General features: G+C 40.2%; 15 protein-coding genes. 10 read left to right on the top strand and 5 right to left on the bottom strand.

Annotation, left to right across the window (positions count from 1 at the left end):
• Positions 1–220: 220 nt before the first annotated feature.
• The gene (locus J2X77_RS14375) at positions 221–1,129 is read right to left on the bottom strand and encodes an NAD(P)/FAD-dependent oxidoreductase (protein ID WP_209574421.1); all 909 of its coding nucleotides are present in this window, start codon (positions 1,127–1,129) and stop codon (positions 221–223) included.
• A 10-nt stretch (positions 1,130–1,139) separates the two neighbouring features.
• A complete protein-coding gene (locus tag J2X77_RS14370) occupies positions 1,140–1,766 on the bottom strand; it encodes a bifunctional 2-polyprenyl-6-hydroxyphenol methylase/3-demethylubiquinol 3-O-methyltransferase UbiG (protein WP_209574423.1) in 627 nt (208 codons plus the stop codon).
• 245 nt (positions 1,767–2,011) lie between these two features.
• On the opposite strand from J2X77_RS14370, the gene J2X77_RS14365 reads away from it, so the two are divergent.
• Positions 2,012–2,674 carry a DUF1349 domain-containing protein gene (locus tag J2X77_RS14365; RefSeq protein WP_209574425.1) on the top strand — a complete coding sequence of 221 codons (663 nt, stop codon included), beginning with the start codon at positions 2,012–2,014 and terminating at the stop codon, positions 2,672–2,674.
• Positions 2,675–2,719: 45 nt separating this feature from the next.
• Here the strand turns inward: J2X77_RS14365 and J2X77_RS14360 are convergent, their stop codons facing one another.
• From J2X77_RS14360 to J2X77_RS14350, 3 genes are all read right to left on the bottom strand, one after another.
• On the bottom strand, positions 2,720–3,505 hold the full coding sequence (locus J2X77_RS14360) for a helix-turn-helix transcriptional regulator (RefSeq protein WP_209574427.1): 786 nt from the start codon (positions 3,503–3,505) through the stop codon (positions 2,720–2,722).
• Positions 3,506–3,540: 35 nt separating this feature from the next.
• The gene (locus J2X77_RS14355) at positions 3,541–6,096 is read right to left on the bottom strand and encodes a BamA/TamA family outer membrane protein (protein WP_209574429.1); all 2,556 of its coding nucleotides are present in this window, start codon (positions 6,094–6,096) and stop codon (positions 3,541–3,543) included.
• Positions 6,097–6,359: 263 nt separating this feature from the next.
• Entirely contained in the window at positions 6,360–6,803 is a 444-nt protein-coding gene (locus tag J2X77_RS14350; RefSeq protein WP_209574431.1) for a DUF1572 family protein, read from the bottom strand.
• Between the two features lie 341 nt (positions 6,804–7,144).
• Here J2X77_RS14350 and J2X77_RS14345 point away from each other — a divergent pair, with 341 nt between their 5' ends.
• From J2X77_RS14345 to J2X77_RS14305, 9 genes are all read left to right on the top strand, one after another.
• Positions 7,145–7,744, top strand: a complete 600-nt coding sequence (locus tag J2X77_RS14345; protein ID WP_209574434.1) for a TetR/AcrR family transcriptional regulator — start codon at positions 7,145–7,147, stop codon at positions 7,742–7,744.
• A 78-nt stretch (positions 7,745–7,822) separates the two neighbouring features.
• Entirely contained in the window at positions 7,823–9,025 is a 1,203-nt protein-coding gene (locus J2X77_RS14340) for an efflux RND transporter periplasmic adaptor subunit (RefSeq protein WP_209574436.1), read from the top strand.
• 13 nt (positions 9,026–9,038) lie between these two features.
• On the top strand, positions 9,039–12,227 hold the full coding sequence (locus J2X77_RS14335; RefSeq protein WP_209574438.1) for an efflux RND transporter permease subunit: 3,189 nt from the start codon (positions 9,039–9,041) through the stop codon (positions 12,225–12,227).
• Between the two features lie 6 nt (positions 12,228–12,233).
• Positions 12,234–13,679 carry an efflux transporter outer membrane subunit gene (locus J2X77_RS14330; protein ID WP_209574439.1) on the top strand — a complete coding sequence of 482 codons (1,446 nt, stop codon included), beginning with the start codon at positions 12,234–12,236 and terminating at the stop codon, positions 13,677–13,679.
• A gap of 371 nt (positions 13,680–14,050) precedes the next feature.
• Positions 14,051–14,998, top strand: coding sequence for a sensor histidine kinase (locus J2X77_RS14325; RefSeq protein WP_209574441.1), 948 nt, complete (start codon positions 14,051–14,053; stop codon positions 14,996–14,998).
• Positions 14,998–15,759, top strand: coding sequence for a LytTR family DNA-binding domain-containing protein (locus J2X77_RS14320; RefSeq protein ID WP_310081259.1), 762 nt, complete (start codon positions 14,998–15,000; stop codon positions 15,757–15,759). The genes J2X77_RS14325 and J2X77_RS14320 overlap by 1 nt, the downstream gene beginning before the upstream one ends.
• 302 nt (positions 15,760–16,061) lie before the next feature.
• A complete protein-coding gene (locus J2X77_RS14315) occupies positions 16,062–17,180 on the top strand; it encodes an efflux RND transporter periplasmic adaptor subunit (protein ID WP_209574443.1) in 1,119 nt (372 codons plus the stop codon).
• A gap of 117 nt (positions 17,181–17,297) precedes the next feature.
• Positions 17,298–20,459, top strand: coding sequence for an efflux RND transporter permease subunit (locus J2X77_RS14310; protein WP_310081257.1), 3,162 nt, complete (start codon positions 17,298–17,300; stop codon positions 20,457–20,459).
• Position 20,460: 1 nt separating this feature from the next.
• Positions 20,461–21,876: an efflux transporter outer membrane subunit gene (locus tag J2X77_RS14305; protein WP_209574448.1), complete on the top strand. Its 1,416-nt coding sequence runs from the start codon at positions 20,461–20,463 to the stop codon at positions 21,874–21,876.
• Positions 21,877–21,879 lie beyond the last annotated feature (3 nt).

The following is a 21,879-nucleotide window of genomic DNA, read 5'->3' as shown; positions in this document are numbered from 1 at the left end:
AGCAATAGCTATCAAGAAACAGCTGTTCGCTATGGAAGGTATCTCTAGGCCAATGTAGAAAAGATGAAACCGATAGTGGTTTCATCTTTTTTATAACTAGATTCTTCCATTACATCTGCTATTGTCACATGTAATTTTTCAGTAACAACTTTAGAGTAAGGACGTGCCAATAGACGGGAGTAAGGTACGACTAACGCCCGAAAACAGATTAGTACAGTCACTAAAAAGCTTCGTCGACAAGTTCTTTATTGACCATTGCTCCAGCTAAATTTCCCGTAGCAACAGCATTCGCCACTGAACGCATCGCACTGGAGTTGTCTCCACAGGCAAATACTCCTGCGAGTGAAGTTTTTTGAAAATTATCTACTTGGATATGCCCCTGTTCGGTTATTTCACAACCTAAGGCAGCAGGAATAGTAGTGTGTTGTCTGAAAGGAATGGCAGCATAAACAGCATCGAAGGCAAGTTCACGCCCGTCTTTTAATTGAACTTGCTGAACCCATCCATTCTTATGTTGGATTTTATTGATTTCTTCTTCAATAATAGCAATACCATGTCGATTTAGTTTTTCTATCTGCTTGACATCGAACCCTGCTCTACCTGCAGTCAGCAGTGTTAAGTCGGACGATAGATTGTGAACCAAACCTGCAAGGTGAAGTGCTCTTTCACCATTCGCTATAATTGCAGTTTTTCCCTTCCGGAATTCATAGCCGTGACAGTATGGACAATGGATAACCGAACTTCCCCAACAGGCTGAAAATCCTTGTATACTAGGCATAATATCTTCCACACCCGTGGCGAAAATGAGCTTTTTAGCCTTAAAGACCTCCCCATTCTCGGTAATTATTTCAAAACCTTCAGTTGTCTTCGTACCGACCACAGCAAGTCCCTTCTGAAACTTGACACTGGGGTAGTTAAGGACTTCTTCCCTCGCTTTTTCAGCTATACTCAGCGGCTTTTCGCCATCATGCGTGATGAAATTATGGGAGTGGGGCGTCTGCCTATTACAAGGTAGACCACTATCGATAATCAACACGTTTCGCAAGGATCGTCCTAATGCCATCGCTGCAGAAAGCCCGGCATAACTTCCCCCAATAATAATTACCTCAAAACTTCTATCATCTTTCATATATACATTATTAATTATTAGTCCGCTTCTGACAAATGATGAAGTAGAATGGAAAATTTTCCTCCACTTCCCTAATTTCGATTAATCCATAGAAATCGAATTCGGCATGAATGGAATCAACATCGTAAAAGAACATATGTACTCCTCCAAACATTGCAAATCGATCAGTGCCTATGGCCTCCCCCTTTCCATAGATGCTTGATAGCTTTGATACGGTCGTAAAAATCATAAAACCTCCTTCAGCCAATTGGTCATAACAATGCTGGATTAACGCAATGCGTTCATCAGCATCCAATAGATGAATAAGCCCATAACAAAATATACCGTCATATATATCCCGATCAAAGGGCATTTCATTAACCGAACCATGATGGATAACCGTATCTGCCCCAAAGGATTTACGGGCGAGTTCAATGGCAGTTTTAGAGATCTCAATACCTGTAATTTTTATTCCGTTTTCTAAAAACGGGCGACCATTGCGACCGTAGCCGAACCCGGGGATCAGGATATTTTTGATGTTGCGCTCCAAAAAGAAGCGCACTGCAAGACGTGTAGACTTTGCGGCTTCATCTCCCCACATTTCCTGCTTCTCTACAAAATTACGTTCCCAAAATTCCATACTGCCGTTGCTTATCATGTTTAATATTGAAAATCAATCCTGTAGGCCATACCAATACGGTATACTAATGGATTAAAAGTCAACTTTGCGAAGATAATATTTTTTACTATTGCAACTATGTAGCAAAAACACTAAATGCAATTAAATTGCAAATAAATTACAATGGGTATTATTGAAAACGTGGTTATTTATCAGTATTGAAAACTTATACTATGCTTAAATATCTTTGCTGATGAAATCAATTTCATCACAAAAACAAAAACATGAAAACTATAAGGACATTTTTAGCAGCTTCGTTACTTCTATTACTAACTGTACAGGCTAGCGCACAAAAATTGGATCGGATGCTTTGGTTTAACGAACCGACAGAATGGAGTATCAAAAACAATTCGCTGTCGATGCTTGTTACGCCTAAAAGCGATTATTGGCGTATCTCCCATTATGGATTTACAGTAGATGACGCCCCATTTTTCTATACGTTACGCGGGGGAGAGTTTGAAGTCAAGGCGAAGATCTCCGCCAACTACAAAACCCGGTTCGATCAAGCAGGTATTATGCTGCGCATTGATCATGAAAACTATATAAAAGCGGGAATCGAATTTGTGGACGGAAAATATAATTTAAGTACGGTCGTTACCCATAAAACGAGTGATTGGAGTATTGTTCCGATCGATAAGGAAATCCCCTACATCTGGATCAAGGCGATACGCCGATTAGATGCTGTTGAATTTTTCTATTCTTTTGATGACAAGGAGTATATTATGATGAGAAATGCCTGGCTACAGGATAATCATCCTGTTATGGTTGGTTTAATGGCCGCTTCACCAGACGGCAATGGGTTTGAGGCCAAATTTGATTATTTTACGATCAAACATCTTGCAGATCAACGTCGAAGTAAATGGCTGAAAGATAATAATTCAAACTAAGAATACTGACGCCCGCCTAAGATAGCCACATAGACGGGCGTTATCTTAAATCTGTTCAGTATGATCCTGCTGTATCTTATTAAACACACTTACTGCTTCATATGAATTTCGAACACGAAGCTTTTGGAGTATATTTTGGCGATGACGATTTACTGTATTTATACTTAGTCCAAGTTTTTCGGCAATTCGCTTGCTAATCATTCCCTCCTTGATACAGCTTAAAATTTCCTTCTCTCGTGTACTAATCGAAGTTTTCGCGCCATAACCTTCCAGGTGATAGACAACACCTGTTACTTGATTGAGAATATAATTTCGCAGATTGATGGATGTTTCAATTTCTGGCAATACGGTATAACAGCATAAAGCCAACTGCGGAAATTCGGGCCCTGGAGTGTCCAAATAAAAAATCTGATGGGACAACTGCATGATTTGCCCCTCCCTCCCCTCGACCCTAAGGACACTGTTTGCTTGATAATTGAATCGATCAGCTGTATCTATCTTTTTGACCAAGTTGAGAAACTGAAGCTCCAAAGCATGTTTAACAGCCAAATCTTCAGGATAAACACGTTCGAGAAGAAAATCCTCCCAAATACTATTTATTTCAATCTTCTTATCATTTTCGGGAAGGTAAAGCCGCTCTGCAAGTTTACCGATGTAGGTATAACTCCAGTTCGCTGTCAGGTCACTCAGTACCGCTATACCATTATGAATGTCGGCAAAAGTCTTTGCGTAGGTCTTATAGTGTTTTAGTACAGACAAATCGACGCTGCTATTCCGCAGCCTACGCTCCGCGAAATTTTTATCTAATTTTTTTTTGATCTCCGATTTCATTTCAATTCATACTTAGGAAGCTCCCTTTTAGGTCTTTAAAAAGAAAGTCCAACGCGTAGATAAGGCAAGGTTGCTTCTTTACTAAAACCCACTACACCCTGGATTGTGAGTAGGTCGCCGGGCATAAAATAAATCCCACCTCCATAACCCATATGCCAGTCATTCAAGTTTTCGTGACTCATCCATACCCTTCCGACATCATAAAAACCAATTGCTCCTACTGTTCCAGGAACGATATAAGAAGCATAGCTAAATAATTTTAATCGCATATCAAAATTATTATAAAGAGCTGTTTTTCCAGTGAATCGCCGTGAATTATATCCCCTTAAGCTCATTTCACCTCCTATTTGTGCATGCTGATAAAAATAGGGATTTCCCCATACAGCATCAAATCCTACCCGGTTAGCAAAAGTAACATAATTGTTGGCAATGGTTTTATAAAAACTCATAGCGTGCTGTAGTTTCGTATAGTTTCGTCCTTCGCCTCCAATTTCTGTATTCCAGCCTAACCTGGTATGTAGGTGTACTCCAGATTTAGGATTAGCAACATTGTCACGGGTATCATATTCTATCCCGGCAGTAAGCCCCGTAAAGAAATTATTTCCATAGATCGGTTCTAATGGATATTTTTGATTGAACTCCTCGAAATAACGTCCAAAATTATTCGATTCTTTACTTGTATAATATTCGGACGAAGATCCATAGAATACCTTGAATTTAGGGTCTAAATACTTTTCCAGAAAAATGTCTCCGCTCACAAGATCATATCGATTCCGATAAAAGGAAATACCCTTTGAACCCGACTTATCAAAACTAGTATTGTTCCCATATCCAAAGAAATTACTCAGGTTTTTGGGACCAAGAGAAGAAAGATGAATATAAAGATCGTGCCCCGCAATGAGATCTTTGTAATTCCCTTTATAATCAAACATAAATGATTCTCGACCAGTTAGGTAACTAGCCAAAAACTGGTGTCGATAAGCATAGGGCTTTTTTCTAAACCCCTGATTTTCGATCATGTACCCCAGTCCAAAAATAAGCCCACGGTCCATTCCATAATCAAGGTTAAAAACGACCCCTTTACGATCATAGATAAAATTCTCGTAATCAAACTTATGGACAGCGGTATCTTTGCTCAGCTTGAGATGAATATCATCATCGACATGCATAGTACCCGGTACTTGCTCTTTCGCATCATAGATGTAAACATTTCTCCCATTGACAAACTTATCAGTTGTACGGTACAGATTTTGTCCATCACCACCAATTAGCCGGATCTTTATAGGCGATTTGCCCGACCCATGTAGCTTATATTCATCAGCACCCGATATGCCATAAATACGGACTTCTTTAGTCTGATCAGGTAAAAAAGTCCGCTTCAGCAATTTTCGCCCTTCGGTTCCATCTTTTTTCTTATTGTGGATATTAATCGTAACTGAACCATCTTTATTGTAATCAACATCTACAAATTCAGACTTGGAAGACAATGGTAATTCAACGATACGCGCAAGAAATCGATAGTAAGTTAGCCCGCTTTCCATCAGTTCGTCCCTTCTCGAGCGAATATTTGTTTCCAATTCATTGGCACTCATTTTCACAATGGTATCGGGCATCGTTAACATCGCTTGGTGGATTAACGAATCCGTCAATGTTTTCTGAACCAATTGTATTTCATCAATCCATTCATCTTCTGTAAGATGAGTAAGAAAGAAATGATCAAAAGTGCTAGCGTTAAAATTCCAGTGAGGCACATTACGGATATGCGGACTAAATGGTTGCAAATGGGCCTTCAACCATTGATAGGAAAGTAATGTTGGAAATACACCCGATGTTTTATAATATACCTTATCCCTGTCCCTAGGGACAGGAGTATAGATCTTTTTACCTTTTTCCTTTTCAGGATCCCAACGCCAGTTATCTTCATGACGATCCCAGTCACCAAGCGTAAAGTCGAGCATCCGGGCGCGTAACGTAAGCTTTTGATCAATTTGCGTATCATTATCTTCTAACACCTTACGCATGACCTTTGCCGTGTTATCTGTTTTCTTATCCTCAAAAGGGGTACGAGACTCAAACATATAGGCCCTATTTTTAAAGACTTCGCGATACTCACCTAACCCAGGGTCATCTCCTACAAAAACCAGTTCCGGCGAAGCTGAAGGAATATCCAATGCTTTATTAAATGGCGGTACAGTCAATGCCCCAAATGGGTGATGTATCGAAATCTGATCTTGTACAATATCTTTTGCAAATGTCTCTCGAAGGCTTTCTGGTAGACTGCGTTCAGGATATTTTTGTATAGACCTGAGCACCCACTCCCTACCCATAGAATCTACCAATCGAAGCGACTGTGTCTGCATTCCTCCGCCTAACTTAACAATCTGAAGTCCACCTCGCTCCGTACCGAGATTCATCACCCGCATCTTAACAGGAGTATTGTATAATTTACGGTAACTATCTCCGAGCCAAAATCGATGCAGTAAGCCCACACGGTCATATTCGGGCGCAATAACCGTGGTCATACTGTCTATACGCTGCGCTTGTGAATTAAAAATACAGCAGCAGGCGATTAATGTAAAGATTCTTCTCATTCTATCTCCGTCGGTCTTCGAGAAATCAACAGTCGATATAGATAGAATGTTTGATGGCCTCGATGTATAATTGGGATAAAGTTCACCTTTTAAAACAAAGAATCAAAAAATTCAGTTCCTTTTTTAGAATAATGCGGCTATTTCGGTGAAGCTTATGGCGCTCAGTTCGAAGGATGTCGGCAGCTAAGATCCAAAGGCGACAACAGGTTTGCATGCGCCAATTGGATAGTAGGCGCAGCATAATAAGCGAATTACTATCCAGATTAATCTAACAGTCGACGGTGATAATTTATTTGTCCAAGATGATAAGTTAAATGGGTAGTCAGATGAACAAGCAAATACTGAGTCGTTGTTTTTTCCTCAAACACGAGTATGGGATACACCTCTTGAAGGTTTTCTTCCGATAACAGATCCAAGGAACGGGTAACCACATCAATCGTATCGTCTATTTGATCTATCAATACTGTTCGAGGAATATCTTTTAAAGAAAACTCTGCAGCTCTGTCTCTAATATATCCTGTCTTTCCTAATTCCGCACCGATATAGGTTTGAAGATTTCCAATCAAATGTAAACACAAATTACCTGCTGAATTAGAAATATCACTTTCAATAACCCATATATTTCTCTCGTTCTTGTATAATGAAATTTCATTTCGTAGTCGGTTTAAGTCCCGGTGGAAAAGGCTTTTTAAAGTTTCTGTTAGCATAGTATAAATTTAAGTATATTTTATGCCAAAAACCAACTTATATAGCAACACATCAACTTTTGCCGCCGAAGCTATCGACTGAATAACCTTTCCCTTCATATAGTAATCGCAAAATCTACACCAGCTAGTGGTCCGAAGCGCAGTTCGGACAAGTAACCTATTGGATTGCGACGCTAATAAGTGTACACTTTCTGTACACGAGGTAGGTCTGGTTAAAACGATTAAATGCCAATATTGAGCTTACAAATTGATGTATTTTTATTTAATGACTTTTAGATGTCAATAAATAAAATTAAAAATATCAATTTTGCTTAACACTGTTAAATTGTTTACACATAAACATGGGTAGTAAAGAACGTATACAAAGGCTCAAAGGTGAGAATAGATCCAATATTCTAGATGCTGCGCTCCAAATCGTAAAAGAAGAAGGATGGCAGGCTTTAAGTATGCGCAAAATTGCAGATATCATTGAGTATACTGCCCCCATGATATATGAGTACTTTGTTAATAAAGATGCTATTTTAATGGAGCTTGCCAGCCAAGGCTATCTCCTACTAGCCAAAAAAGTAAAAAAAGCCAAATCAACTGAAACCGATCTCGAGAAACAATTAGAAGCAATGTGGTTTAGCTATTGGGATTTTGCTTTTGAAGAACGGGAATTGTACCAGTTAATGTTTGGAGTAGGAACTGCCTGTTGTGGTTTTGAAAAAACATATAAATGTGCGGAATCTCATGGAAAACTTATTAGCGATGTCATCCGAGAAATCATGAAAGATAAAGAGCCATCAGAAGAATTGATCTGTCGAAAGTATTTCACCTATTGGTCGATCATACATGGACTAGTCTCGATCAATCTGGTAAACCAGGGAAATGGTGACACAACCAATCAAGAGGTTTTAAAAGATGCCATTTATGGTATCACTCGCTCGCTAACTGACTAATTTTTTTTATACTAAAAAATACAACGTTAAAAAATCTAACACCGTTAAATACACCAAAACTTCAACTATTAATATCAAATGAAAACGAATTTATTATCAAATCTTAAAATGCTTTACGCCCTTACACTTAACAGTGTTAAACGAATTAATATCGTAAAGACCTCATATTTGCTGAGTGTAATCATTCTATATAGCTGTTCAACCGGAACGAGTAAAACAGTTGATTCTCCGCCGGTTAACCTGCCTGTCCTCACGATCGAGAAAGGTAACGAGACCGTTTATCAAGAATATCCTGCCACTATTGAGGCATCGGCTAATATCGAAATCAGACCACAGGTAGAGGGGATCTTGGAATACATTTATATCGATGAAGGTGCTAAAGTGAGTAAAGGTCAGGCACTATTCAAGATCAACGACCGCCCTTATCAGGAACAATTAAACCAAGCGAAGGCAACTCTACTTGCAGCAAGAGCTGCCTTGGAAAATGCTGAGTTGGAAGTCGAAAAGAAGACGAAATTGGTAAATACCAAAGTACTGACGGATTTTCAGCTAAAAACAGCAATTAGCGCCCGTAATGCTGCTAAAGCAAATGTACAACTAGCGCTATCGGCGGTGGAGGCTGCAAAAATAAATGTGGGATACACTTTAATACGGGCTTCAGCCGAAGGATACATCGGCAGGTTGCAGCGCAAACAAGGAAGTTTGGTGGGCCCAACAGACTCACAGCCTCTTACAGCATTGTCAAATGTAAGCGATCTTCATGTTTATTTCTCATTGGGAGAAAATGACTTTATCGCATTCAAAAACAATACGGAAGGAATTAATCTACAACAAAAGCTTCGCAACCTACCTCCCATCAGCCTAGTTCTTTCGGATCAGACAATTTACGATCAGAAAGGAAAAATAGATATGGTCGATGGACAGTTTGATAAACATACCGGCGCGATTACACTTCGTGCAACTTTTACTAATCCAGAAGGGGTATTACGCAATGGAAACACCGGACGCGTCAGACTACAGAAGAAATATGACCAAGCATTATTGGTACCGCAGCTTGCTACCCTTGAAATGCAGGATAAAATATTCGTTTATACCGTTAGCAAAGAAAATAAAGTGGTCCAACAGCCAATTACGGTCATAGGAAAAAGTGGCACAAATTATCTAGTAAGTAAAGGACTGAATTCGGGGGACCGAATTGTCTATAAAGGCATCGACTTGCTTCAGGATGGACAGAAAATTACACCACAAATTTTACCTATAGATAGCATCAACTCATTATAATAACAGAAAACACATGCTTAAGAAATTTATCGAAAGACCTGTACTTGCTACCGTTATCTCCATTTTACTTGTCATATTGGGAGTGATTGGTATCCTTAAACTGCCTTTGCAGCAGTTTCCCGATATTGCACCGCCGGCGGTGCAAGTAACGGCATTATATCCTGGGGCAAATGCCGAAACGGTGCTACGCGCCGTAGCCCCATCGCTCGAAGAATCCATCAATGGAGTGGAAAATATGAGCTATATGAGCTCTACCGCTAGTAATGATGGTTCGTTAATGATTACGGTATATTTTAAACTGGGCACAGACCCCGATCAAGCGGCCGTGAACGTACAAAATCGTGTGGCTCAGGCAACGAGCCAATTGCCAGCTGAAGTTGTACAAGCCGGTATCACCACCGCTAAACAGCAAAACAGCTTAATCATGGTATTGGACCTTTACACGGAAGATCAGAGTAAATACGATCAGACCTTTATTACCAACTACGCGCAGATCAATATCATTCCCGAACTAAAACGGATACCGGGGGTTGGACAGGCGCTTCCATTTGGCGGTAGCAAAGACTACTCCATGCGTGTATGGCTCAATCCAAACCAAATGGCGAACTATAAATTAACACCTGAAGAGGTAATGGCTGCCATCCAGGATAAAAACGTAGAAGCTGCTCCTGGTAAATTCGGCGAGAACAGTCGCGAAGCATTCGAATTTGTTATCAAATATAAAGGTAAACTCAATCAACCTAGTGATTACGAAAACATTATTATTCGCTCCAATACCGATGGTTCTGTACTAAAACTAAAAGATGTAGCTCGGGTAGAGTTAGGATCTTATACGTATGCGAGTCATACCCGTATCAACGGTAAAGCAGGATTAAACATTGGAGTCATGCAACTGGCCGGGTCAAATGCAAACGAAATTCAGATTGCAATCCAGGAATTTATGGAAAAAGCCTCTTTAAGTTTTCCCAAAGGTGTCAAATACCTTGTTTTATACAATACAAAAGATGCGCTTGATCAATCCATTGACCAAGTTAAGCATACACTTGTTGAAGCATTTATACTGGTATTTTTAGTTGTCTTTTTATTTCTTCAGGATTTTAGATCGACATTAATACCCGCGATTGCTGTCCCCGTAGCCATCGTAGGAACATTTTTCTTCATGCAACTCTTTGGCTTTTCCATCAATCTGCTGACCTTATTTGCACTCGTCCTTGCCATTGGTATTGTCGTCGATGATGCAATTGTAGTCGTAGAGGCTGTGCACGCCAAGATGGAACATGAGAACTTACCCCCTAAATTAGCGACAACCTCTGCCATGAGTGAAATCACCGGTGCAATCATCTCTATTACCCTAGTCATGTCTGCCGTGTTCCTTCCCATCGGCTTTATGGAAGGTTCTACCGGTGTGTTTTACCGACAATTTGCATTTACATTAGCGATTGCAATTGTTATTTCAGCAGTGAACGCCTTGACACTAAGTCCTGCGTTATGTGCACTCTTCTTAAAACCAACGCATCATGGTCATTCTGATGCTAAGAAACTTAATTTCAAGGAACGTTTCTTTGCTGGATTCAATGTTGGATTTGACCGGTTGACTAAAAACTATTTAGGTAGTCTGCGCTTCTTGATTCGTTATAAATGGGTTGCATTTTCGGGATTAGCAATTACTCTGCTTTTGACCATCTTTATGATTCGTAGAACGCCTACCGGATTTATTCCATCTGAAGATCAAGGATTCATTGCAATATCGCTGTCTATGCCAGCAGGTGCTTCTTTAGATCGTACATCAGGAGCATTGGCCGAAGCAGAAAAGCAACTTCAACATGCTGATTTTACCAAAACGTTAAATGTACTTGCCGGATTCAATATTTTGACACAATCTACAAGTCCATCTGCAGGTGTTGCATTTATCCTCCTCAAACCACACGACGAGCGCGGTAAGATAAAAGATATCAACGCTATTATGACCGATGTCAATCAGCGCTTGGCAAATATAAAAGGCGCAAATTTCTTTGTCTTTACCTTCCCTACTGTTCCAGGATTCAGTAACGTAGATGGTCTGGACATGGTATTACAGGACAGAACCGGCGGACAACTTGGAAAATTCAGTGGCATAGGCCAAAAGTTCATTGGCGAATTGATGAAACGTCCTGAGATCATGATGGCCTTCACAACCTTTAAAGCAGATTATCCACAGTATGAGCTCCAAGTGGATGATATTAAAGCAGAACAACTTGGCGTAAGCACAAAAAGCATACTACAGACCATGCAAGCCTATTTTGGTAGTGCTCAAGCCTCAGATTTTAATCGCTTTGGAAAGTATTACCGTGTGATGGTGCAAGCCGATGCTAAGGATAGAAGTGAACCAACTTCGATGGACGGAATTTTTGTAAAAAACAGATTAGGAGACATGGTTCCCATCAATACATTAGTAAAATTAGAACGTGTATATGGCCCGGAAACAGCATCCCGTTACAACCTATTTAATTCGATTGGAATAAATGCGATACCAAAACCAGGATATAGTTCGGGAGATGCTATCCGTGCGGTCGAAGAAGTTGCGAAACAACAATTGCCTACTGGGTTCACTTATGAGTTTTCAGGCATGACCAAAGAAGAAATTGTCTCTGGAGGTCAGTCCACATTGATTTTTATCCTCTGTCTGATATTTGTTTATTTCCTACTTGCAGCACAGTACGAAAGTTATATCATTCCATTAGCGGTTATTCTCTCTATACCTACCGGTATATTTGGAGTCTTCGCGGCAATTAGCTTCACTGATATTGCCAACAATATCTATGTACAAGTCGCGCTTGTCATGTTGATTGGTTTATTGGCTAAAAATGCGATTTTAATTGTAGAATTTGCTATCCAGGGACGTAAACAGGGGTTATCTATTCCTAGTGCAGCACTGAAAGCAGCACGGTTACGGTTGAGACCAATTATCATGACTTCGCTGGCCTTTATCGTTGGAATGATTCCAATGATGACTGCTGTTGGCCCATCAGCTCAAGGAAATCACTCTATCAGTATTGCCGCTGCGGGCGGTATGTTTACTGGAGTCGTTTTAGGTCTTTTTATTATCCCAATACTCTTTATTTTCTTTCAATTTATACAAGAGAAAATAGGACGCGCTCCGCAACAAAAACAGCGTGAACAGGAACAAGCTTCGTTGGAAATACCCCTGCACACAAACAATTAGTACATCATGACAACATCTAAATACACAAATAGTAAAGCAAAATTACTGACGGTTTTGATCTTATCTTTTGTCGCATGGTCTTGCAAAACAGAGAAATTGGTCAGCAACCAGCATCTTGCGCCGAACTTACCCGAACAATACCGCGAGCAGATTAACGCTCCGCAGGAAACTAGTATAGGCTCTATTCCATGGCGTGATTTTTTTACGGATCAGGTCTTACGAACCTTGATCGATAGTGCTATACAACATAACTTAGACATGCAACTGGCACTGAAAAATATAGAAGCGTCTCAACTGAGCCTCAAACAAGCAAAGGCAAACTATCTTCCCACGGCCCAATTACAGATCCGTGGAAATAGCACTAATCCGTCCAATAACAGCATGAATGGATTGAGCCTAGGGCAGTTTTTAGGCCAACATCATGTGGAGGATTATACAGCATCCTTAGGTTTATCGTGGGAAGCCGATATATGGGGTAAAATCAAAAACCAAAATATCGCCGCTTTAGCTTCTTATCTGCAGACAGAAGAAGCAAAAAAAGTAATCCAGACCCAATTAATTGCCCAAGTTGCTCAAGGCTATTATCAACTTCTTATGCTTTATCAATTGCGTGATATCGCCAAAAAAAACTTGGAATTAAGTGATACAACCTTACGTATCGTGCAGCAGCAATATGAAGTCGGTGACATTACCCTGCTTGCTTTGGAACAAGTCGATGCGCAGCGATTGGCCGCCGCCGCCTTAATTCCTGACTTTGAACAACAGATCCATATTCAGGAAAATGCTATTCAGACTCTTAGTGGAAAACTTCCACAGGAGATTCAAATAACGGAGAAATTGTCGAACATTCAATTTCCTGAAGACTTAGCAACGGGTATCCCAGCCGATTTGTTAAGTCATCGTCCCGATGTCAAACAAGCGGAACTCGCTATCACGGCTTCACAGGCTTATCAGCAATACGCAAAAGCGCGGATGTATCCTTCTTTGGTCATTAGTGCTGAAGCTGGTGTAAATGCATTCAAAGCAAGCAATTGGTTTAACTTACCTGCGTCGTTATTCGGTGCAATTACAGGAAGTATTACACAGCCGATTTTACAGCGTAAGGAACTGAAAACCCAGTATGAACTGGCACGTGTTGAACAAGAAAAGAACGTCTTGATTTTCAAGCAAAAAGTAATCTCAGCTGCTGGGGAAGTAGCCGACGCGCTAATTTCAATTAAAAAATTGAAAGAAAAACAACGGATTACATTGGATAGAACCAACCGGTTGAAAGAAGCTACAAAACATGCGAACCTTCTATTTGAAACTGGAATGGCCACCTATCTGGAAGTAATAACGGCCCAGAGCAACATCTTACAAAGCGAGCTTGAGCTCGCTCAGGTGAAAAAAGCGGAGCTTGCTGCTGTTGTTGATCTTTATCGGTCCTTAGGCGGTGGATGGAGCAATAATTAAGGCTTTAAACAAGCATTTTCTAATTTTATTTATACATATCTGGTAGATGGGGACCCTAGGGTCCCCTCTTTTGTGTGCTACAACAATATACGGCTGAGTGCATCAAATTGATATTTCAGTAGGGGCTTTATACGCTTCAGCAGAAATTTGTCGTCTAATACTAAAAGAAATTACAAAATTTGTATAGATTTCACCTAGAAATATAAGTTAAACGAATGCGGGATATAACGATCTATAAAGACGAGAATAATCTAATTAGTAAAAATAAAAAAAGGCTGATATTCACCTTTCTGTCCTTTCTGCTCATTTATTTGGTCGCATATATTATAGATCCTTTCTCGAGTTGTTGGAATGGCTATTTTCAAAGAAACATGTTCGAAATACTCGGGGAGTGGACTTTTACGATCATCTACAGCTTTATCATATCCGAATTCAGCATCATTGTCCATGACAAACTTGACAAGTTCTTAACTTGGAAAGATAGCCCGACGGAGCGACTGCTACTTGAAACCGTCATCAATCTCTTGACGGTATTATTTATCAACTTACTCTTGGAGTACCTCATCTCAAAATATTACGTTGGTCCCCAAAATGTTACTATAGCACCATCGTTGGAGGAAAAAAGGGGCATGATACAAAATATTACAATTAGTGTTTTGATTGCGCTCATGATAATGGGTATCAATATCGGTAGTCATTTGATCACCAACTGGAAAAATGAATCCATGCGTGCCGCTAAGCTCGATCAGGTCATTCTAGAAACAGAACTTCAATCGTTAAAGTTACAAATCGACCCTCATTTTGTATTTAATAACCTGAGCGTACTATCAGAAATCATTCTCGAAGACCAGCAATCAGGTTACGAGTATGCAGAAAACTTCTCCAAGATATATCGCTACCTTCTTGTCAATTCTAAAAAAGATATTATCTCACTAGAAGAAGAGCTCAATTTTCTAAATTCATATATATTTCTTATCAAAAGCCGATTTGGAGATGGAGTTAACTTCGAGATAAACGTTAACCCTGCCAAACGCAATTTCCAATTGCCACCGCTCACCTTGCAGTTATTGGTAGAAAATGCTTTAAAGCATAACCAGACAAATAAGAAAAAACCACTGAAAATCAAAGTATATACCAACGCCCACAATCAACTTGTTGTTGAAAACATATTAATTCCGATTGAGCGTGTCTCCGAATCATCTGGAATCGGTATTTCAAACATCATTAAAAGATACGATTTGCTTTCAAACTTAAAATTGCAAATTAATAATGATGGAAAAACATTTAATGTAATCCTCCCACTTTTAGCGCAAGCGTAATGAGTATAATGAAAGTATTAATCATCGAGGACGAAAAACTCAATGCAGATCGTTTAAAACGACTTTTGAAGGAAATTAAGTCATCCATCGTTATTTTGGATGTATTGGATAATATCGCTGATAGCATCAACTGGTTTAATAGTAACGAGCTTCCAGATCTCGTGATGATGGATATTCGCTTATCCGATGGTTTAAGCTTTGAAATTTTAGAAACCATAAAAATAGACTGCCCAATCATATTTACGACTGCATTTGACGAATATGCCGTGAGGGCTTTTAAATTCAATAGTATAGATTACTTGCTCAAACCTGTCGAAAAAATAGAACTGGAAAATGCCGTCCAAAAACTCGATCATCGGAAAGATCTGCTGATTAACCAACAACCGCTTCAAGGTTTACTGGATTTTATCTATCCGAAAGATTTTCGCTTGCGTTTTCTAATCCCTTTCAAAGACGGTTTTAAGACCATCCTCGTGGAAGATGTATTATATTTCTACTCAGAATTTAAACTTACCCATGCCCAGCTTAAATGCGGCACGGTCGAAATCGTACCGCAAACCATGGAAGAACTCGAACAGCAATTAAATCCGAAAGTATTTTTTCGTGCCAATAGACAATTCATCGTGCACATAGATGCCATCAAGAGATTGCATAATCACTTTAACGGAAAACTTAAGATAGAAATGAAAAATAACGACGAAGTGGAAATTCTTGTGAGCAGAGAAAAAGCGCAGCTCCTGAAGAATTGGTTAGACTATTGATAGCGGATATAAAATACACTTAAGACCAATCAAACACTATTATTTTTCTGCACCTGCGTGATGGTCAAAACTGACCTATCCTCTTCTTTTGCGTGAAGGAAAAAATTAGCTTTCCTTACACGGAAGAGCAAACATTAATCCATCGCATAATTATCTTCATCAAAAGCAGGCTATACAGCTTTAGGTCTTAAAATTCAGATCATCACTTTGACGGTTCAGTAAGCAATTGTAACGTCTCAGTCTATTTCTATGCCTAGCGGCTTTGAAGTTTTGTTTTCTTTGCCTCATTATACAATGATAAAATGGGACAAAGAACGATGACTTTAAAACATTTCCTTACACTTATTACAGCAGTAACATTATTATCGTCCTGTGGAGGCAGTCAGGAACAACCGCAAGAGCAGGCAGTTACTGTTGACTTTATCACATTATCTCCGACCCAGGCTGAAACCGAAAAAAAGTACCCTGGCTCGTTAGAGGGAACTGTCAACGTCGATATCAAAGCGCAGGTAACGGGGTATCTTGAACAAATTTATGTCAAAGAAGGTGACTATGTATCAAAAGGACAAGCGTTATTCAAAATTAAAGCTGATGTCTACAACGAACAGGTAAACAACAGCAAAGCGGCCTATCAGGCGGCCTTATCAGCCGAACAAAACGCTAAAATGGAGATCGAAAAAATTAAACCACTTGTCGAAGGTAAAGTGTATACTGAATTACAATTAAAAACTGCAGAGGCGAATTATGCCGCAGCAAAAGCACACGTAGCACAAGCACAGGCTGCACTGGGTTCGTCTCAAATAAATGCCAAGTTTACGCTGATCAACGCACCTGTAAGCGGCTATATCGGCCGGATCCCCAACAGGATCGGAAATTTAATTACCGCAGCAGATGTGACACCGTTGACAACGTTATCAGAGATCAATACTGTAAATGTTTATTTTTCATTGAGTGAATCCGACTTCATCGCCTTCATCAAAGATCAAAATAAAAAATCTTCTCATCAGCAAGCAACACTATTACTCGCGGACGGAACACGCTACAACCACGCCGGAAAGGTAGAGTTAGCCAGTGGCAACATCGACAGAACAACCGGAAGCATGGCACTGAAAGCAAGTTTCATCAATCCTGAAAAAATCCTACGTTCAGGTGGATCGGCGAAAGTAATCTTAAAAAAAACGCATGAAAACGTATTATTGGTTCCTATGGCCGCTGTGAAAGATATTCAAGACCGCTACTTCGTTTATGTTATTGGCGAAAAGAACAAAGTTTCTATGAAGCAGATTGAAATTGCAGGAAATACCGCCGATGCCTATTTACTGAAATCTGGTCTGAAGACAGGTGAAAAAATCGTTATGAACCGAATTGAAATGCTTAATGATGGAATGCAAGTTCAACCGACTAAAAAATCCACCATGTAACAAGGATAGCAGGTATAGCAAAAGCTGAACTACTCAAAGAAGGGCAACAAGCCTATACATTCAGTATTCACTTTTGGAAAAAAACGGTACTAAAAGCTTTATAAAATTTAAACTAAAATGTTAAAGAAATTTATTGACAGGCCAGTTTTGGCAACTGTTATATCTATCATATTTGTCATACTGGGGGTCATCGGTCTTTTTAGGCTACCTCAAACGCGATTCCCGGATATCGCCCCGCCCACGGTCCAAGTTACCGGAAGCTATCCCGGAGGAAATAGCGAAACAGTATTGAGATCGGTTGTGACACCCCTTGAAGAGCAAATCAATGGTGTGGAGGATATGGAATACATTACATCTACTACAAGTAATGATGGTACATTCTCTGTACGTATTGTCTTTAAAGCAGGTGTAAATCCAGATCAGGCAGCCGTAAATGTGCAAAATAGAGTACAACAGGCTACGCCTATCCTGCCACAGGAAGTTGTCCGAATGGGATTAACCACCTCCAAGCAACAAAATAGTATGATCATGATATTTAATATCTATACAGAAGATAATAAAAAATATGATGAACTATTTTTACAGAATTATGTGAACATCAACTTGATCCCACAGATCAAGCGTGTACCTGGGGTCGGTCAGGCCATGGTATTCGGTTCCAAAGACTATTCGATGCGTGTATGGTTGAATCCGCAAAAAATGGCGAGTTATGGACTTGTGCCACAAGAAGTCATTGCTGCAATTTCCAAACAAAGTTTGGAATCTGCACCTGGAAAATTAGGGGAAGAATCAAAAGCACCACTTGAATATGTCATACGCTATAAAGGGAAAAAGAACCTTCCAGAGCAGTATGAAAACATTATCGTTAAAAATAATGATGTTCAGATTGTACGTTTAAAGGATGTCGCACGTATCGAGTTTGGTTCGATCAGCTATAGTGGTAATTCGCAAAATAACGGCCTCAATACCGTTACCATTGGTATATTCCAGACATCAGGCTCCAACGCAAATGAAATTGAAATCGGGATCGATAAACAGATTGAAATAGCACAACGCTCCTTCCCTCCTGGAATCAAGATTTTTAAATTGATCAGTACCAAAGAACGCTTGGATGAAAGTACGGCACAAGTACGTTCGACATTGATTGAAGCCTTCATTTTGGTTTTCCTCGTTGTATTTTTGTTCCTGCAGGATATACGGTCGACTATTATTCCAGCAATCGCAGTTCCCGTAGCTATCGTAGGTACTTTTTTCTTCCTGCTGGTGTTTGGCTTTACCATCAATATATTGACATTATTTGCCTTAGTACTCGCCATTGGTATCGTTGTCGATGATGCAATTGTCGTTGTCGAAGCAGTACATGGAAAGATGGAGACTTCCAATTTAACCGGTAAGCAGGCTACCCATAGTGCCATGAGTGAAATCACAGGGGCTGTCATCTCTATTACCTTGGTAATGTGTGCAGTTTTTATTCCTATTGGATTTATGACAGGTTCATCGGGCATGTTTTATAAACAGTTTGCCTACACCCTTGTTATCGCCATTGTGATCTCTGCGATCAATGCCTTAACTTTAACACCAGCACTCTGCGCATTATTGCTTAAAAATACGCACGCCGAAAATCACGATGGGCAGACCCCAAAAACAGGATTTTCTCAGCGTTTTTTCAAAGCGTTTAACGCTGGCTTCGAAAACATGACTAACCGATACGTTGGTTCATTAAAATTCCTGGCAAAGAAAAAATGGATTTCGGCACTTTTGATTCTGGCTACAATTGGCGTTGCGGGATACCTCATGACAAGCACTTCCAAAAGTTTTGTACCGATGGAGGATGATAACTTTGTTGTATACAGTTTGGAAATGCCCCCAGGAACGGGACTTGATCGAACCACAAAAGCAGTAGAAAAAATCGAAAAACTACTTGCCGATATCCCTTCTATTGAAAGCCATACAAGTATTACTGGATTCAATATGATCGGCAACAACTCCAGCGCAGCCTATGCAACAGGATTTATACGCCTGAAAGATAAAAAGAAACGTGGTGAGATGAACGATATCGATCAGATTCACCAAGTGATCTCGCAAAAATTATCCAGTGTCAAAGACGGTAACGCAATGGCCTTTCGCTCCCCTCCTGTTGATGGTTATGGTATGATGAATGGCGCGGAACTCGTTTTGCAGGACAGAGCTGGTAAATCGCCGGTAGAGCTGAAAGCAATGTCCGACTCCGTTATTGCGCAGATTATGAAACAACCAGGGGTGCAGCTTGCCTATACCATGTTCAGAGCAGATTATCCACAGATGGAGTTAGAAGTAGATGAAGACAAAGCTGCCCAACTTGGCGTAGATGTCAGTGAAATGCTTTCGTCCGTTCAAACTTACTTTGCGGGCGACCAATCATTGAATTTCAACCGCTTTGGAAAATTCTATCGGATAGCAGTAAAAGCAGACGGTATTTATCGAACTGATAAAGAAGCCTTCAACGAAATATTTGTCAAAAATAATCTTGGCCAAATGGTTCCCGTGAATACCTTGGTTACCCTTCTTAAAGTATATGGCCCTGAATCGGTAACCCGTTATAATTTATACAATTCACTCACGATAAACGTGGTTAGTACGCCTGGTATTAGTAATGGTGCGATCATGGAAACATTGGAGAAAAATGTATTGACCAAGTTACCGGGAGACTATAGCTACGAATGGACGGGACTTAGCTTGGAAGAGAAGTCTTCGGGCAATCAAACCGTACTTATCCTAGCATTAAGCTTACTATTTGTATATTTCTTACTATCAGCACAGTATGAAAGTTATTTATTGCCCCTTGCCGTCCTATTATCAATCCCAACAGGTATGATTGGCTCTTTCCTAGGAACACGTGCTATTGGATTGGACAACAATATTTACGTCCAGGTGGGCTTGATCATGCTTATCGGTCTTTTGGCAAAAAATGCCATTTTGATTGTTGAATTTGCTTTACAGCGGAGAAGAGCAGGCTCATCACTCATTGATTCGGCCCTTGAGGGAGCAAGAGCGCGTCTGCGACCAATCTTGATGACTTCACTCGCTTTCATTGCCGGTATGATACCGCTCATGTTTGCTACCGGCGGAACAGCAACGGGTAATCATTCCATCAGCACGGGAGCAGCAATGGGTATGTTAAGCGGAGTAATCTTTGGGGTAATCATCATACCATTGCTGTACCTGGTGTTCCAATATTTGCAAGAAAAAGTTTCCAGTAAGAAACTTACGGGCAATACAGTACACAATACAAACGATTAAAATGAAAAAATTTCATCACTATATAACAATTTTCGCAGCCAGCGCCCTTTTATTGTCCTCATGCAGCGTGGGGGAAAAATACACACGTCAAGAGATGGTGCTGCCCGAAAATTTTAAAAACAGCGCGGTTGTCCTGACGTCTGATACGCTACAGCTATCCTGGAGCAAATTTGTAAAGGATCCCTTGTTGACATCACTCATTGAGAAAGCATTATCTAACAATACAGACGTCAATGTTGCTCTTCTCAATATGCAACAACTAGAACTCGCGTACAAACAGTCTAAGAAAGGGTTACTGCCGACAGCTGACTTAAGCATTGGAGCGAATAGAACCTGGTTATCGAGCAACTCCTTAAATGGCTCGCTGAGCGATCAATTTATAGGAACGCCCTATATGGACGATTATGGCGCCATGCTCAGAATCTCTTGGGAAGCCGATATCTGGGGAAAGGCAAGATTGCAAAAAGAAGAATCCATGGCTAACTTTTTTGGCCAAAAGGAAAACTTATCGGCTTTGAGAACTCGGATTATTGTACAGGTCATCCAGTCCTATTATAATCTAATCGCTTTGGATGAGCAGCTTAAGATTGCACAAAAAAATGTTCAACTGAGCGATAGCACGCTTCGTATGATACGTCTGCAATACAATTCGTCAGTGGTCAGTTCGCTTGCCGTGGAGCAAGCAGAAGCACAGAAGAAAACTGCTGAATTGTTAATTCCCCTAGCCTATCAAAATATGGAAGTTGAAGAAAATGCACTGAGCATTCTTTGCGGAAGTTTCCCTGCGCACATGCGAGGTACAGCAAGTTTAGATGATACAATTGTTGGCGATGGACTTGCCACAGGAGTACCGGCCGAACTCTTGAGCCGCAGACCTGACGTCAGAGCTGCAGAATACGCTGTTGCTGCAGCCACAAGCAGAATGGGGCTAGCCAAAGCTGCGATGTACCCTTCTCTCAGTTTGACACCCTCCATTGGAACAAACTCCATTCAATTTAATAAATGGTTTGATCTACCGGGTTCGATCGTAAAAACAATAGCCGGGAATATTGCACAGCCAATTTTTCAGAAAGGTGCTTTAAAAACAAACTATGAAATATCGGTTATCGAACGTGAGAAGATAGCTTTGCAGTTTAAGCAGGCGGTTATGGTCGCTGTTTCAGAAGTTTCTGATGCCTTGGCGAAAATTAAACACACAGAACAGCGACTTCAGCTCATCCATGCAAAATCAAATGCACTTGGCAAAGCTACTGCTGATGCAACATTGCTTTACAAAAGTGGAATGGCAAACTATCTGGAAGTGATAAATGCACAAAACAACGCCCTTCAAAATGATTTGGAATGGATTACAGTAAAAAGGGAAATGCTAAATGCGACTATAGATCTTTACCGTGCACTGGGTGGAGGAACAGATTGAATT

Source organism: Sphingobacterium sp. 2149, assembly GCF_031455655.1.
In the GTDB taxonomy this organism is placed as follows: Bacteria; Bacteroidota; Bacteroidia; order Sphingobacteriales; family Sphingobacteriaceae; genus Sphingobacterium.
The sequence above is the reverse complement of the archived record's forward strand: the minus strand, read 5'-3'. Positions and strand labels throughout refer to the sequence as shown.

Bases quoted from the DNA above. Each gene is read 5' to 3' on its own strand.
- J2X77_RS14375 (WP_209574421.1), bottom strand. From the start codon at position 1,129: ATGAAAGATGATAGAAGTTTTGAGGTAATTATTATTGGGGGAAGTTAT.
- J2X77_RS14370 (WP_209574423.1), bottom strand. From the start codon at position 1,766: ATGATAAGCAACGGCAGTATGGAATTTTGGGAACGTAATTTTGTAGAG.
- J2X77_RS14365 (WP_209574425.1), top strand. From the start codon at position 2,012: ATGAAAACTATAAGGACATTTTTAGCAGCTTCGTTACTTCTATTACTA.
- J2X77_RS14360 (WP_209574427.1), bottom strand. From the start codon at position 3,505: ATGAAATCGGAGATCAAAAAAAAATTAGATAAAAATTTCGCGGAGCGT.
- J2X77_RS14355 (WP_209574429.1), bottom strand. From the start codon at position 6,096: ATGAGAAGAATCTTTACATTAATCGCCTGCTGCTGTATTTTTAATTCA.
- J2X77_RS14350 (WP_209574431.1), bottom strand. From the start codon at position 6,803: ATGCTAACAGAAACTTTAAAAAGCCTTTTCCACCGGGACTTAAACCGA.
- J2X77_RS14345 (WP_209574434.1), top strand. From the start codon at position 7,145: ATGGGTAGTAAAGAACGTATACAAAGGCTCAAAGGTGAGAATAGATCC.
- J2X77_RS14340 (WP_209574436.1), top strand. From the start codon at position 7,823: ATGAAAACGAATTTATTATCAAATCTTAAAATGCTTTACGCCCTTACA.
- J2X77_RS14335 (WP_209574438.1), top strand. From the start codon at position 9,039: ATGCTTAAGAAATTTATCGAAAGACCTGTACTTGCTACCGTTATCTCC.
- J2X77_RS14330 (WP_209574439.1), top strand. From the start codon at position 12,234: ATGACAACATCTAAATACACAAATAGTAAAGCAAAATTACTGACGGTT.
- J2X77_RS14325 (WP_209574441.1), top strand. From the start codon at position 14,051: ATGTTCGAAATACTCGGGGAGTGGACTTTTACGATCATCTACAGCTTT.
- J2X77_RS14320 (WP_310081259.1), top strand. From the start codon at position 14,998: ATGAGTATAATGAAAGTATTAATCATCGAGGACGAAAAACTCAATGCA.
- J2X77_RS14315 (WP_209574443.1), top strand. From the start codon at position 16,062: ATGGGACAAAGAACGATGACTTTAAAACATTTCCTTACACTTATTACA.
- J2X77_RS14310 (WP_310081257.1), top strand. From the start codon at position 17,298: ATGTTAAAGAAATTTATTGACAGGCCAGTTTTGGCAACTGTTATATCT.
- J2X77_RS14305 (WP_209574448.1), top strand. From the start codon at position 20,461: ATGAAAAAATTTCATCACTATATAACAATTTTCGCAGCCAGCGCCCTT.